Source organism: Pseudomonas sp. MCal1 (genome assembly GCF_026341415.1).
GTDB lineage: Bacteria > Pseudomonadota > Gammaproteobacteria > Pseudomonadales > Pseudomonadaceae > Aquipseudomonas.
In genome coordinates, this window is the sequence record NZ_JAKUMP010000016.1 from 53,541 (window position 1) to 67,340 (window position 13,800).

Here is a 13,800-nt window from a genome sequence, read left to right on the forward strand (position 1 = left end):
GTCAGGGTAGACGCGCTCATGAAAACCGGCCTCCCCCGCAAGCAAAAAGGCGCTGCCGCCATCGAATTTGCCTTGGTCTTTGTCATTTTCTTTGCAGTGTTTTACGGGATCGTGAGCTACAGCCTGCCGATGTTGCTGATGCAGGCCTTCACCCAGTCGACGTCCGAAGCCGTGCGGCGTGGCGTGGCCCTGGATCCGTCGACCGCCAACTACGCCACCGCGATCCAGAACGTCGCTCGCGCTGAACTGGCCCGGCGCCTGACCTGGCTGCCACCGGCGCTGAACTTCAACGCAACCACCGACGCCACGGTTACCTACGCGGGAGGCCTGCTGACCGTCACCATCAACTACCCGACCAACAAGCTCAACCAGGCGTTACCGTTTCTGGTCTTGCCCGGTATCGGCGCGGTGCCCAATCTGCCTGCCAACCTGACCGCCAGCTCGAGCCTGCAATTTTGAGTTCCGGAGACAAGCTGTTCGACCGCCTGCTCAATCGTCAAACGCCCACACCATCCGTGGACAACCCCATGGTGCCCGGCGTCGGCTTGCAGCTGCATCTGGATGGCGAAGGTCAGGTCACCCACCTGACCGGGCCGCTGCGCCATCTGCTGGCGCAACAACTGTCCGCCACCCACACGCTGCATTTGCTCGATTACCTGCTGCCGCACAGCGCGCTTTCGATCGAAGGCGTGCCCGCGGACTGGCAGGGACAAATGCTCGATCTGGATTTTTTCAGCCTCGCCGGCCCGCCACTGCATTTGCGCGGCTGGGTGCAACCGCAGGGGGATGGCTGGGTTCTGCAACTGCTGGACATCGGCGACCTGTTGGGGGAAAGGCGTCAGGCGCGCAGCCGCGAGCAGTGCCAGTGGCTCGCCGCACACATCCGCGACCACTTGCGGCTCTGCGGCCTGGCGCGTCTGCCACAAGTGCTGGGCGAACAGTTGCAGTGCCTGAGCCAGCGTTTTCAGGTGCCTAGCCTGGCCGTGGCGCTGCTGGATGAAGAGACCGGGAGCTGGCAGATCCGTCACCATTACAGCGCGCCCGATGCTCCGCAGTTATGGGACACCGATCAGCGCCTGGGCACCGGCCTCGACAGCCTCAACGGCGCTGCACCGCAACGTGTGCTGCCCGCCGAGCATCCTCGCCTGAGCAGTGTGTTCGGCCCCGCCGAAGGGTTTGCGGTGCCCTATCGCGATGCTCATGGCGTGGCGGCGTGGCTGCTCTTCGGCTGCTTCAGCGTGCAGCCACACACCGCGGACTTGAACGATCACGACTGGCTGCAACTGGCCGCCGCCGTGGCCGCGCCGCTGCTGGAACGGCTGCGTGAACATCGTCACCACTTGCAGCTGGAACGTCTGGAAATCCTGCAAAGTCTGCTCGGAACCGGTTGGTGGGAGGTGTTCAGCGACAGCGCCGAAGTGCTGCTGGCCGATGCACTGGCCACCTGCCTCGGATTGAGCGCCGGGCGCCTGCCGATCCAGGACTGGTTCGCCCGTGTACACCCGGCCGACCGCGAAGAACTGCGCAGCCGACTGCAAGCGTTGCAGGATGAAGGTCAGCCGCTGGAACTCTGCGTGCGCCTGCAATCCGACGATCAGGCGCAACCGCAGTGGTTCCGTTTGCAGGGCCAATCGCTGGGCATCGGTGCCGAGCGGCGTCTCGTGGGCTTCATGCTCGACATCAGCGACATCAAGAACCAGCAGCAACAGGCCGCCGCCGCCCATGCGCGACTGGACAACCTGATCGCCAGCGCGCCAGCTGTGATCTATGTGCAGCGTTATGTCGAAGGTGCGTTGCAGCCGACATTTTTCAGCGCCAGCCTGCAACCGCTGCTGGGCTGGGGCCTCGCCGATTGCGCCGATGGCGGGCTGGTGAATCATGTGCATCCCGAGGATCGTGCGGCGTACTTCGAACGTACCCGGCAGTTGCTGCGCGAGGGTTCGGTGAGCACCCGCTACCGGATGCTCGATACTCAAGGCAACGTCCACTGGCTGCTCGACGAAGCCAAACTGTTGCGCGACGACCTCGGTCTGCCGGTGGAAGCTGTCGGACTGTGGCTGGATGTCACCGACGCGACCCTCGCTGCCGAGCGGATCAAGACCAGCGAAGAACGCTACCGCATCCTCGTCGAAGATTCGCCGGCGATGATCTGCCGCTATCGCCCGGACCTGACCCTGACCTTCGGCAACCGGCCACTGGCGATGTACCTGGAATGTGCCCCGGAGCAACTGCCGGGGGTGAATCTGGGCAGCTGGATGTCCGACGAACAACGCGAGGCGTTCGTCCAGCGCCTGGCGCAACTGACCCCCGATGCGCCAGTGAGCAGCGCCGAAATCAACCTGCGCCTGCCGGGCCGCGAGCATGCGTGGTGGATCTGGTCGGATCGCGCAGTATTCGATGAACAGGGCCTTCTGCTTGAGGTGCAAGCGGTGGGCCGCGACAACACCGAGGTCCGGCGTTCGCAGCAACAACTGACCCAAAGTGCGAAAATGGCCACCCTCGGCGAGATGGCCACGGGGCTTGCACATGAGATCAATCAGCCGCTGAACGTGATGCGCATGGCCATCGTCAACGTGCTCAAACGCCTGGGCAACGGCGATGTACAGATCGATTACCTGACCGACAAACTCAACCGTATCGACGCACAGGTCCAGCGGGCGGCGCGGGTGGTCGATCACATGCGGGTGTTCGGCCGGCGCTCGGAAATCGAACAGCACCCGTTCAATCCGCTCGACGCCATCGAAGGCACCCTTTCGCTGCTGTCCGAAGGCCTGCGCGGCAAGGGGGTCGAGCTGCGGATCGGCGAAGCGAATTTTCAGGTGCAGGTGCGCGGGTACGTCGATCAACTGGAACAAGTGCTGATCAACCTGATGGTAAATGCCCGGGATGCTCTGCTGAGCAAGCGCGAATCCAATCGCGACTTCCAGCCATGGATCGGTGTGCGTGCCGAACTTGACGAACAGATGGTGCGGCTGTGGGTCGAGGACAATGGCGGCGGCATCGACCCGCGTTTGCTGGAGCGGATTTTCGAGCCGTTCTTCACCACCAAACCGGTAGGCGTCGGCACCGGGCTGGGCTTGTCAGTGAGCTACGGCATCGTCGAGAACATGGGCGGGCGCCTGAGCGTGCGCAACGGCGACGACGGCGCACGATTCTGCATCGAATTGCCGATTGACTTGGGCGATCAGATCACCAGCGTCGCCCGCCCCGACTGACAACTCAGATTGGCGCCGACATCGACCTGGTTGAGGTTGATCCCCAGGGCCATCAACAGGGTATTGATCAGGGTGTCGAGCAGCGGGCTGAGTACGGTGTTGATGGTGGTGACCAGCAAGGTCTTCACTGAACTCAGAATTGCCCCCAGCCCGCTGACCAGACTGCCCGTCGGGCCGTACATATTGAGATTGATGTTGGTCAAGGTGTCGCTCAGGCTGCTGACCATGTTGCTGGTAGCGTAGCTGTAATAGAACGGCGGCTGGTTGATCTCCGGCAGGCTGGCGGCCGGCGGCGCGGAATAAACGTGGGGGATATTGGCGTTCTGGCCGACGGTGGTATCGGCCGAGATGTCGAGCCCGCCACCGACAGACGGGATGCGTGGATCGCAACTGACCGGCAACACCAGGAAGCGTCGGCAGGTCTTCACGCCGATATCGATCACCTTCAACGGCTGCACCACCACGGTCGGCGGCGTGATGTTATTGCCGAACACCGATGCCGGATCCATGTGGCCGATTTTCAGGTTAGCGACCGAAGTGGTGGTGTTGGTGGTCAGGGTCTTGTTGGTCGGCGTCAGGCAGCTGAACGCGGTGACGTAGCTATTGGCCGCCGCCACATCCAGCGCAACATCGAGACGAATCGGCCCGGGCAGCACTTCGATCGACGGTGTCTGGCAGGCCGCACCGAGTGCGCACGTCAGCGAATCGATCACGCCCACCAGGTTCAGGTTGAGCAAGGCATTCAACGTATTGGTCAACGGGCCGGCGAGATCGGCCACGCCGTTGACCAGCGACAGGATCGTATCCAGCAACGGCAGATTGACCGACAACAGCGTTCGCACCTGCGCGGTCTTCACATAAATCCGGTTCGGTCCCAGGGGGTTGGCGGCCGCCAACCGAGGGTTGCCGATGGCCGACAACTGCGACGGCTCCAGCACCTGCACCCGGGCGGTGACTTGTGCCACACCGAGGTTGATCGTCTGGCTGGCCACCAGGCCGTTCTGCTTGTTGGCCAGTTGCACGAAGCCCTGAATCAGATCGAATGCCCGCAAGTCCACCGCCAGCGCCGTGGCCTGAGTACCGGCCTGAACGTTCAGCAGATTGCCCAGTACTACTTGTGTCGCGCCGGCCGCCGCCTTGATTGCCTGCAACCCGAGGATAGTCGCCGTGGCACTCAGGGTGCCGTTGGGGTCAAGGACGTTGATCGCGGTCTGGACGAGCTGACTGACCGCGATGGTGTTGCCGAGTACCTGCTCGTAACCACCGGCACTGAGGCCTATATCGACTTTCAACCGGTCCAGATAGCCGAGCAGGTTGATGTTGGTGTTGACCAGACCATTCCAGCTCGCGGCGCTGAGCGTGAGGTTGCCACCCAGCAATCCGCCGAACAGCGCATTGAGCACGGCCGACCGGCCTGTATCGACACTCAATGTGGTGCTGCGGATGGTCAGTGAAGCCAATGGTGGCGGCAATGCTGCAACCGCCGTGGCGCTGAGGTTGATGGTTGCATTGCGCCCCGCGCCGCCGAACATCCCGCCGATGGCACCGGCAAAACTCTGAGGCACGGTGTGACTGACGACAACGCGGATTGCATCCGTGCTGGCGGCGTTGGCGGCAAACACCCGCAGATTGCTGGCGTCCAGGTTCAGGGTGCCGCAGGCGACCGCCAAGGCGCGACCTGCACTGGGAATCGGGAAATTGTTACGAACGACGCTGGCCTGCGCATAGGCGTTGGCCGTGGCCCCGGTGCCGCAATTGCCGCCACGGGTCGCGGCTTCCAGGGCAGCGACATCGGCTATCTGTTGCAGGTGACGACGCTCAAGGTACAAGCGGCCGCTGTCCACCACCAGCAGCATCAACACCAGCGCCAGGCTGAGCGTGGCGGCCGCCATCAGGCCGATGGCCCCCCGCTGCCGGGCAGGATCGATGAACGGCGGATGACGCGACATGGCGCACTCCTTTGCCGGCGCACGGCCGGGCGCAACCTCCATTGGTGGGTTTGAGTGTAGACGCGCTGCATCGACACTGCTGGCAACGCGCCAGTTTCACTTGCCCATAAAAAACGGGAGCCATGGGCTCCCGTCGTTTTTCAGCAAATTCAGCGCGGTGGATAGTTGGACAGGATCCGCGTCACGGTTTCGCGGATGGCGTTACTGCGATCTGCCGGGTTCGGCGTGCTGCTGAGCATTTGCTCGTCGCTGCCGCGCCACACCAGTTTGCCGTCCTTGCCGTCGAGCAGATCGATCTGGATGGTCGCCACCTTGTAGGTGATGTTGCGGGTTTCGTTGTACATCGGGGCGCCCCAATACCCGTTCCATGGGCCACCCCAACCGCCACCGTAGTTGGTGGTCACCTGTTGCTGACGGTCCTCGACGATCAGGTAGGTCTGTACATTCAGATCACCTCGGGCGCCCGAAGCGGCAGGGCGAAGGCCACGCTGATCCAGTTGATCGGCGACGGCCTGCCGGATGCGTTGTTCGGTCAGGTCGCTCTTGATCCGTGGATCGTCGGGGCGGTATTGCAGGGCGGGGTCTTTCCAGCTCCAGCTGCGATAAGCGGCAAAGTCGCGGCTGGCGTCGAAGTCATGATTGACCTGGTTGGCGGCACAGGCACTGAGCAGTGCGGCCACGGCCAGTAAAGCGAGACGGCGGAACATGGTTTTTCTCCGGTGGAAGACATGAACCTGAGCTTCTCATTGGCGGGAAGCTAACCGGGAGGATACGCCGACATGGCCTTTTCGACAGCCTCCCGAATCGCGTCGGTGCGATCACCTTGCTTGCCCTGGGTACCGGTTTCGGCGCTGGCGCTCCAGACCGGCTGACCACTGCCGGCGTCGAACAGATCGACTCGCACCACCACGACCTGTTCCTGATAGGTCCGCACGATCGGCACCGTGTTGTACATCCCGTAACCCCGGCCGTAACGGTCATAACCGCCATAGCCGCCGTAGTAACCGTAATCGTCCTGCACCTGACGCAGGCGGGTTTCCAGGCTCAGGCGGGCACTGACCAGCAGGTCGGCCGGGCGATTGTCATGCAGCGGACGCAAACCACGCTGGTCCAGTGCACTGCTCACGGCTTCGGCCACTTGCGCCGAATCCGCCCAGGCCGTGCCCGGCGGCAGCTGACCGTTGAGCCACGCCCAGCTGCGATAGCGCCCGTAATCCCGAGGCGGCGCGGGATAGGCGCTGCGGTCGAAGGTGGTCGCCGCTTGCGGTGGCGCCGGTGGCAACGGCCGCGACTGCGCCACGTAAGGGTTGCTGCCCTGGCAGGCGGCCAGCCCCAGACAGATCAGCAATAACCCTGAATGACCTTTCATATCTCGCTCCGATCAGATCGGCCGGCAGATCCAGTGCAAGTAGCGCCCAAGCCCGGCGAAGCTTGGGTGACGACGGTGGGCGAGCTCCATCTCGAGCAAATCAATCAATTCGGCGCGGGCCTGGAATTCCACCGGCATGTAATCGTGAAAAACCCGCACCCCGCTCTGGGTTTCGACCTGCCACAACCCGGCGAGTTGCGTCGCCAGTTCCCGTGGATCGAGTGGCTGTTGCGGGGTCAGGCTCTGCTTTTCACCGGCCATGTCGTTCTTGCGCATTTTCTTGAAATGGCCTTTGAGCAGGTTCCGGTAAATCAGCGCATCGCGGTTGTAGAACGCCAGCGACAGCCAGCCGCCGGGCTTGGTCAACTGATGCAGCACCGGCAGGATCGCGTGGGGTTCGACCAGCCATTCCAGCACCGCATGGCACAGCACCAGATCGTAGGGTTCGGTGAGCTGGCCGAGCAGTTCCTGCCAGGGCGCCTGAATGAACGTCGCGGTTTGCCCGGCGTCGGCAAAGCGCTGGCGTGCGCCTTCAAGCATCGGTTCGGCTGGCTCGGTGAAGGTCACCTGGTGCCCGCGCTCGGCCAGCCATAGCGACATGTGGCCCAGGCCGCCGCCAATGTCCAGCACCCGCAACGGACGATCCGGCAGGGCTTCGACGAGGTCGGCCTGCAGCACCGCGAGGCGGATCGCGCCTTTGGCGCCACCGTAGATTTTTTCGGCGAAGCGGGTCGCCAGCTGATCGAAATGACGGTCGCTCATCAGCTGAACCGCCGTTCGCTGTCGGCGAGTTTGCTGCGCACCACTTCATTCATGTCCAGCCCCAGTTCGCTGCACAGCAGCAACAGATACAGAACGATGTCGCCGACTTCCTGCCCGGCGTGGGCGAGTTTGTCCGCCGGCAATTGGCGGGACTGGTCTTCGGTCAGCCACTGGAAGATTTCCACCAGTTCGGACATTTCCACGCTGGCGGCCATGGCCAGGTTTTTCGGGCTGTGAAATTGCCGCCAGTCATTGCGGTCGCGAATGGCGTGCAGGCGTTCGGTCAGTTCAACAAGGTTCATCGGGCTCTCCTGAAGGCGTATAGCTTCGGGGGGATGCGTATCGAAGGCAAGCGCCAGTCGCCCGTTAAAACCCTCTATGCTTGCAGGGAACTCGACCGCCTCCGCTGCGGCCCAAGGCTCAGCTCTTTCATCAGGAAACAGACATGCAGGTAGAAAGCTTTTTCGAATGGCTGGGCCAGGCGCTCGGCTCGATCATCCGCTTCATCGTCGATGGCCTCAGCGGCCTGTTCAATCTGCTGGGCAACGCCGGCGGCAACTTCGTCGACGGGCTGTCGAGGGCGTTGGGCATGGACACGTCGATCATCAGCATCATCGCGCTGATCGTTGGCCTGATGCTTTTGTGGTCGGCGATCCGCGCGTTCATGAATGCCTCGATCATTGCCGGGATCATCTGGTTGCTGCTGGGATTATGGCTGTTGAGCTGGATCATTCACTGACACCTGCCGCTACAATGCCGCTCCCCAAGGAGCCCGCATGTCCAACCTGATCACCGACTGGCGCGACCGCCCGACCCATCACCGGGTCTGGGCCCTCGCCGCCCCCATGATCCTCTCCAACATTTCCGTGCCGCTGGTGGCGCTGGTCGACAGCACCGTCATCGGGCATCTGCCTCATGCCCATCAATTGGGCGCAGTGGCCGTCGGCGCCAGCCTGTACACCTTTCTGGCCTGGGCCATGGGTTTTCTGCGCATGGGCACCACCGGTTTCGCCGCGCAGGCCGCCGGGCGCAGCGACGGCGCGGCCTTGCGGCAGATTCTGCTTCAGGGCCTGTTGCTGGCGATGGGGTTGGCGCTGTTGCTCGGAACCCTGGGCGTACCGCTGAGCGGAGTCGCGCTGCACTTCATGCAACCGTCGGCGGAACTGGATCAACTGACCCGCGACTTCTTCCACACCCGGCTGTTCGGGTTGCCGGCGGCGCTGGCCAGTTATGCGCTGGTCGGCTGGTTCCTCGGCACGCAGAACGCCCAGGCACCGCTGGCGATTCTGCTAAGCACCAACCTGATCAACATCGTGCTCAACCTGTGGTTCGTGATGGGTCTGGACTGGGGCGTGGTCGGTTCGGCCCGAGCCTCGGTGATCGCCGAATGGAGCGGCGCCCTGCTCGGCCTGTGGATGACTCGCAAGGCACTGCGCGCCTATCCCAGACACATCGCCTGGGCCGCCCTGAAAATCTGGCAGAGCTGGCGCCCGCTGCTGGCGGTCAACCGCGACATTTTCATCCGCAGCCTGGCGCTGCAATCGGTGTTTTTCCTGATCACCGTACAGGGCGCGCGACTGGGCGATGCCACGGTCGCGGCCAACGCGCTGCTGCTCAACGGCCTGCTGCTGACCGCCCACGCGCTGGACGGTCTGGCTCACGCCGTCGAAGCCCTGTGCGGCCACGCCATCGGCGCCCGCGATCGTCTGGCCCTGCGCCGGTCGCTGGTGGTTGCAGGTGGCTGGTCGTTGCTGGCGAGCCTGGGCTTCGCGGCACTGTTTCTGTTGGCCGGCCACTTGTTCATCGAAATGCAGACCGACATCCAGAGCGTGCGCGAGACCGCGTTCATCTACCTGCCCTACCTCGCCGTCCTGCCGTTGATCGCGGTCTGGAGCTACTTGCTCGACGGCCTGTTCATCGGTGCCACCCGCGCCCGGGAAATGCGCAACGGCATGCTGGCGACCGTGATCCTGTTGCTGCCTGTCGCCTGGGCGCTGCAAGGTCTGGGCAATCACGGCCTGTGGATTTCATTCCTGTTGTTCATGGTGCTGCGCAGCCTGACGCTCGGGGGCCTGGCGTGGTGGCTGCGGCGCACCGATGGCTGGTTCAACGGTGCCGCTCACTGAAGCGGCGCCTCATGACGGGTCGTCGAGCCAGCGCCGACGCAACAGCTCAAGCCGTTCCCGTGGGGTCAATCCATGTGGCAGCGGTGTCAGCTCGGCATGCGGATGCTGCAAACGCAGCCACAACCAGTCGTCCAGCAACGCCTGCTCGCTGAACCCCAGTTCCAGGCCTTGCTCCTGAAAGGATGAGATCAGCCGATAGTCGTTTCCCATCGCCTGACTCCAGCGCCAGACCTGCTGATCCAGCAGACAACGGTGCAGACGTTCGCGCTGTCGGCGGGTCAGGCTTTGTTCGATCCGCAGCGGCTCCACGGCCAGTCCCGGATTGCGCAGTTGCTGCCAGCCCTGGCTGCCGCCGGCCAGATCGGCCCAGGTCCCGCCGAACCAGCGCAGCCATCCGATCGGTCCGAGCCAGCAGCTCAATTGTCGGGCGTCGCAGGCATCGAAAAAGTAGCTGGCGGTCTGCCGATTGTAGAAATTGAGCAATGCCCGATGGTTCAGGCCGACAGACACGGTCAGCATCCGCTGCAAGTGTTCGCGCAATGACGGCTCCGAGGCCTCGCTGCCCAGCAGCAGACCTTGCCAGGTCAACGGATCGGTGTGGCAGAGCGCCGACAGCGCCGGGCTGTCGCGCAAATCGATCAACCACGGGCCCTGTTCACTGACAGGCTGAAACTCCGTACCGTCAAACAGCTTCAGGCTGTGCACACCGGCAAATCCATGGCGTAACGTCTGCACGGCCTGCGGCGCCTGTGCGATGTCCAGCAATAACCACTGAGCGTGCCGTCCGGGAGTCGCGAGGCTCATCTTCCGTTGCTCGATTTGAGCCCGGCGACCAATCGACAGCTGCACAGTGACGCCGCGCAATGGTGATAACTGCCGCCTCCGGGTATCAGGCACAACAGCAATAATGGCTCGGCCGCTTTCAACCATTGAGGCAGGCCCACGCTCGCCATACGCGAGGGCAGCGGTGACGGTGCATCATCCTCGATGACTTCGGTCAGTGCCGGGACCTGCAGGACGCCGCTGATCACGGGCTGCTCAGGGTCACCTTCCAGAAAACTCACCACCACCTCTACCCCGTCCTTCAATGACGCCATCTGCATTTCGGCCAACGCCGGCGCCACCGGCAGCCAGCAGTGGCTGGGGCGGGCCCCTTCCCCCTGATAGAGCCAGTCGAACTGAACGGCCACCGGCCGCACGGGATCCGGTTGCGCCTCCTCGACCGACACCACCCATGCACGTTGCGGGCTACACATGCGCGCGCCCCGGGCTGCAATAGATGACCGGGGCAGCGATAACTGGTCAGTGGCAAAAATCCGGTTGCTGTAGGGCGGCTCGAGGGACTGATCGGCCCGATGTTCGATTCGGCTTACCAGCCAGTGCGTATTCGAGTCATCCAGGGGCTGGCCGGAAATCGTCAGCCAGTGCCCACTGCGCAGGGTCGGCGAAGCGGAATGCCCCTGCGCCGAACGTGCCTGCCGCGAGCCTTCTGTGTGCAGGCGCGCGTGCTCGCTCACTTGCCAGCAGCTCAATGTCGGAATCGGCTCCCCTTCCTCGCCCTCGAATTGCAGGCTCCCGGCGCGGGGCAGCCGGGCCGGATCGTCGCCGAACACCAGGCAATGTCCCCGGCTCCCGTGTTCGAAGTGGTAGTGAATGCGTGCCTGGCCGCACAACCGCTGCAACAGTTGCAGATCCGACTCGCCGTACTGGGTGCAGAATGTCAGGGGCGGATACGCGCCTTGCAGATCGAATCGGCGTCGGGCGCCACTGATTCCGTGCTCCCTGAGCACCTGATCAAGAATCTGCGGTATCGAGAGATCAGTGAAGATGCGCTGGCTGTTACGCAGGCCCAGGCAGCTAAGCCGCGGCCCGAGCCGCGCCTGAAACAACCGCGCACCGCGCCGCTGTTCATGCTGGACAAGGCTGTGCAACTGGCCGTGAATACCATTGCCGCAAGGCCCGAAGCACAAGCGCGCGGAACGATACATCAGGCCTGCAAGGTCAAGGTGAGGGTCATCGACCAGCACATCGATTTCGAATGAAAAAGGCTCGCTGATGGCTTCGCAACCCGTGAATGCGAGGACTTCAAGTGAGTCGGACAGGCCCGCTACATCGAGACGAAACGACGGCTCGTCGGCTGGATCGAACATGGGGGGATTCTCTACAGGGGGGCGGGCGGGGATTCTCGCCGAGACCCATGGCCGAGTAGAGGGCCGAACTACAAATTCGGAAATGACCTACGCGAAAAGCAGACGACGTCACTTTGCCAGCCTGGAAGCAAGCCGTTTCGCAAAGAGAAAAAGAAGCGTCTCACCCGGTTGTCTGAAACGTCCGCACTGAGCGGAAAAATTTCAGACAACCAGATGAAAGCGGAACCTGACCTTAGGAAGACAGGTAAGAGGAGCGGGTCAGACCCAGGCGCAATGCATCGAGGAACTGAGTGCGCTCGTTGGCGCTGATGCGGGCACTGGCGCACTTGTCGCGGTAGTGGGTCATCAGCTCTTCCGGCGACAGGTGCACGTAGCGCAGCATGTCTTCGATAGTGTCGTGGGTTTCAATGCCGGCGTGGTACACGCTGCCGTCGGCGTTCTGGTAGATGTTCACCGAGTCGGTGTCACCGAACAGGTTGTGCATGTCGCCGAGGATCTCCTGATAGGCGCCGACCAGGAACACGCCCAACAGGTAGTCTTCACCTTCGTTCAGCGCGTGCACCGGCAGGCTGGTCTCGATGCTCTGCTCGTCGACGTACTGGTTGATCTTGCCGTCGGAGTCGCAGGTGAGGTCTTGCAGAACGGCACGACGCAGCGGCTCTTCGTCGAGACGGTGCAGCGGGATGATCGGCAGGACCTGATCGATCGCCCAGGTATCCGGCAGGCTCTGGAACACCGAGAAGTTGCAGATGTACTTGTCGGCCAGCTTGTCGTTGAGTTCGTCCAGCACCTGGCGGTGCGAACGCTGACGCGCCTTCAGCGAGTTGTGCAGACGCCGGCACACGGCGAAGTAGCACTGCTCGGCCAAGGCCTTTTCAGCCAGGGTCAGCTTGCCGTCGGCGTATTGGGCAGCCACGTCGCTCATGTAGTGGGTGGCGCGCCAGTAGGTTTCGGTGACCATTTCGATGTCGGTCGGGCCGAGCAGGTCCACCAGCCACTGCACGGTTTCCGGCAGCGCTTCCTTGTTCTCGATCTGCGGCACGTCGTCGTTGTGTTTCTCGACGTCGGTCACCTGCACCACCAGCATGGCGTGGTGCGCGGTCAGCGAACGACCGCTTTCGGAGAAGATGTGCGGATGCGGCAGGCTCTGCGCATCGCAGAATTCCTTGAGCATGCCGACCACGACACCGGCGTAGTCATCCATGTCGTAGTTGATCGAGCTGGCGTTGCGCGAGTGTGTACCGTCGTAGTCGACACCCAGGCCACCGCCGACATCGATGTGATCGACCGGCAGACCGAGGTTGCGCAGCTCGCCGTAGTAACGGATCGCTTCCTTGAAGCCGTGCTGGTAGTCGGCCAGGTTGGCAATCTGCGAACCCATGTGGAAGTGCAGCAGACGGATGCCCTGATCCAGCCCGGCCGCGCGGAAACGCTCGACCACCGACAGCAGTTGCGCCGCCGACAGGCCGAACTTGGATTTCTCGCCACCGGTGTCCGCCCACTTCGACGACGCCAGCGACGACAGACGCACGCGCAGGCCGACCTGCGGCTTGACCTTGAGCGAGGCGGCTTCTTCGATCACCAGACCGACTTCGGATTCTTTCTCGATCACGATGAACACGTTGTGGCCAAGCTTCTGGCCCATCAGCGCCAGACGGATGAACTCGCGGTCCTTGTAACCGTTGCAGACGATGGTGCCGCCCTTCGGCGCCAGTGCCAGCACCGCCAGCAGCTCGGGCTTGGAACCGGCTTCCAGACCGATGGAGACGTTCTGGGTGGCGATGATGTTTTCGATCACCGCTTCCTGCTGGTTGACCTTGATCGGGTACAGCGCGGTGTATTTGCTCTGGTATTCCAGACGCTCGATGTTCGCATCGAACGCACCGGTCAGCTGACGGACGCGGTCTTGCAGGATGTCGGGGAAACGCACCAGCAGCGGCAGGGACAAGCCACTCTTGCGCAACTGGTCGACTTGTTCGAACAGATCGATAGGCGAGCTGTTCGGGCCGTTCGGACGAACCTCGACGCGACCGGCGTCATTGATCGCGAAATACCCGGCCCCCCAATGGCGAATCCCGTAAACACTGCGGCTGTCCGCAACTGTCCATTGGCTGCCATCGTCTTTGCGTGTGCGTCGTACGGACATCGAAGTCCCCTATAAAGAAGTCATAGTGCGTCGCCTGATCTCAGGCCGGCGCAGTCTAAAGAATGAAAATGACGGTTCGTCAG

At 62.9% G+C, this 13,800-nt stretch carries 12 protein-coding genes; 4 read left to right on the forward strand and 8 right to left on the reverse strand.

Annotated elements, in window-relative coordinates; genetic code table 11:
* Positions 1 to 18: 18 nt before the first annotated feature.
* On the forward strand, positions 19 to 459 hold the full coding sequence (locus MKZ87_RS24210) for a TadE/TadG family type IV pilus assembly protein (protein ID WP_085703465.1): 441 nt from the start codon (positions 19 to 21) through the stop codon (positions 457 to 459).
* A complete protein-coding gene (locus MKZ87_RS24215; protein WP_266202069.1) occupies positions 456 to 3,215 on the forward strand; it encodes an ATP-binding protein in 2,760 nt (919 codons plus the stop codon). Before MKZ87_RS24210 ends, MKZ87_RS24215 begins: the two co-directional genes overlap by 4 nt.
* Here MKZ87_RS24215 and MKZ87_RS24220 read toward each other — a convergent pair.
* The 5 genes from MKZ87_RS24220 to MKZ87_RS24240 form a co-directional block, all read right to left on the reverse strand.
* Positions 3,185 to 5,164: a TadG family pilus assembly protein gene (locus tag MKZ87_RS24220; RefSeq protein WP_266202070.1), complete on the reverse strand. Its 1,980-nt coding sequence runs from the start codon at positions 5,162 to 5,164 to the stop codon at positions 3,185 to 3,187. The genes MKZ87_RS24215 and MKZ87_RS24220 overlap by 31 nt on opposite strands.
* A 149-nt stretch (positions 5,165 to 5,313) precedes the next feature.
* Entirely contained in the window at positions 5,314 to 5,871 is a 558-nt protein-coding gene (locus MKZ87_RS24225; protein WP_085700969.1) for a DUF4136 domain-containing protein, read from the reverse strand.
* Positions 5,872 to 5,921: 50 nt separating this feature from the next.
* Complete coding sequence (locus MKZ87_RS24230; RefSeq protein WP_085700970.1) at positions 5,922 to 6,533, reverse strand: DUF4136 domain-containing protein; 612 nt, start codon at positions 6,531 to 6,533, stop codon at positions 5,922 to 5,924.
* Positions 6,534 to 6,545: 12 nt separating this feature from the next.
* Positions 6,546 to 7,295: a methyltransferase gene (locus MKZ87_RS24235; RefSeq protein ID WP_266202071.1), complete on the reverse strand. Its 750-nt coding sequence runs from the start codon at positions 7,293 to 7,295 to the stop codon at positions 6,546 to 6,548.
* Complete coding sequence (locus tag MKZ87_RS24240; RefSeq protein WP_007951009.1) at positions 7,295 to 7,597, reverse strand: MazG-like family protein; 303 nt, start codon at positions 7,595 to 7,597, stop codon at positions 7,295 to 7,297. Before MKZ87_RS24240 ends, MKZ87_RS24235 begins: the two co-directional genes overlap by 1 nt.
* A 143-nt stretch (positions 7,598 to 7,740) precedes the next feature.
* On the opposite strand from MKZ87_RS24240, the gene MKZ87_RS24245 reads away from it, so the two are divergent.
* Entirely contained in the window at positions 7,741 to 8,034 is a 294-nt protein-coding gene (locus MKZ87_RS24245) for a hypothetical protein (protein ID WP_064379237.1), read from the forward strand.
* Between the two features lie 37 nt (positions 8,035 to 8,071).
* Positions 8,072 to 9,421, forward strand: a complete 1,350-nt coding sequence (locus tag MKZ87_RS24250; protein ID WP_266202072.1) for an MATE family efflux transporter — start codon at positions 8,072 to 8,074, stop codon at positions 9,419 to 9,421.
* Between the two features lie 9 nt (positions 9,422 to 9,430).
* Here the strand turns inward: MKZ87_RS24250 and MKZ87_RS24255 are convergent, their stop codons facing one another.
* The 3 genes from MKZ87_RS24255 to speA all read right to left on the reverse strand — a co-directional run bounded on the left by MKZ87_RS24255 (position 9,431) and on the right by speA (position 13,717).
* A complete protein-coding gene (locus tag MKZ87_RS24255; protein WP_085700973.1) occupies positions 9,431 to 10,225 on the reverse strand; it encodes a DUF4123 domain-containing protein in 795 nt (264 codons plus the stop codon).
* The gene (locus MKZ87_RS24260; RefSeq protein WP_266202073.1) at positions 10,222 to 11,571 is read right to left on the reverse strand and encodes a type VI secretion system Vgr family protein; all 1,350 of its coding nucleotides are present in this window, start codon (positions 11,569 to 11,571) and stop codon (positions 10,222 to 10,224) included. The genes MKZ87_RS24255 and MKZ87_RS24260 overlap by 4 nt, the downstream gene beginning before the upstream one ends.
* A 232-nt stretch (positions 11,572 to 11,803) precedes the next feature.
* The gene (speA, locus tag MKZ87_RS24265) at positions 11,804 to 13,717 is read right to left on the reverse strand and encodes an arginine decarboxylase (RefSeq protein WP_085700975.1); all 1,914 of its coding nucleotides are present in this window, start codon (positions 13,715 to 13,717) and stop codon (positions 11,804 to 11,806) included.
* Positions 13,718 to 13,800: the final 83 nt, after the last annotated feature.

Coding starts and splice junctions, on each gene's coding strand:
- MKZ87_RS24230 (WP_085700970.1), bottom strand. CDS start 6,533: ATGAAAGGTCATTCAGGGTTATTGCTGATCTGTCTGGGGCTGGCCGCC.
- MKZ87_RS24240 (WP_007951009.1), bottom strand. CDS start 7,597: ATGAACCTTGTTGAACTGACCGAACGCCTGCACGCCATTCGCGACCGC.
- speA (WP_085700975.1), bottom strand. CDS start 13,717: ATGTCCGTACGACGCACACGCAAAGACGATGGCAGCCAATGGACAGTT.
- MKZ87_RS24255 (WP_085700973.1), bottom strand. CDS start 10,225: ATGAGCCTCGCGACTCCCGGACGGCACGCTCAGTGGTTATTGCTGGAC.
- MKZ87_RS24210 (WP_085703465.1), top strand. CDS start 19: ATGAAAACCGGCCTCCCCCGCAAGCAAAAAGGCGCTGCCGCCATCGAA.
- MKZ87_RS24235 (WP_266202071.1), bottom strand. CDS start 7,295: ATGAGCGACCGTCATTTCGATCAGCTGGCGACCCGCTTCGCCGAAAAA.
- MKZ87_RS24245 (WP_064379237.1), top strand. CDS start 7,741: ATGCAGGTAGAAAGCTTTTTCGAATGGCTGGGCCAGGCGCTCGGCTCG.
- MKZ87_RS24260 (WP_266202073.1), bottom strand. CDS start 11,571: ATGTTCGATCCAGCCGACGAGCCGTCGTTTCGTCTCGATGTAGCGGGC.
- MKZ87_RS24220 (WP_266202070.1), bottom strand. CDS start 5,164: ATGTCGCGTCATCCGCCGTTCATCGATCCTGCCCGGCAGCGGGGGGCC.
- MKZ87_RS24225 (WP_085700969.1), bottom strand. CDS start 5,871: ATGTTCCGCCGTCTCGCTTTACTGGCCGTGGCCGCACTGCTCAGTGCC.
- MKZ87_RS24250 (WP_266202072.1), top strand. CDS start 8,072: ATGTCCAACCTGATCACCGACTGGCGCGACCGCCCGACCCATCACCGG.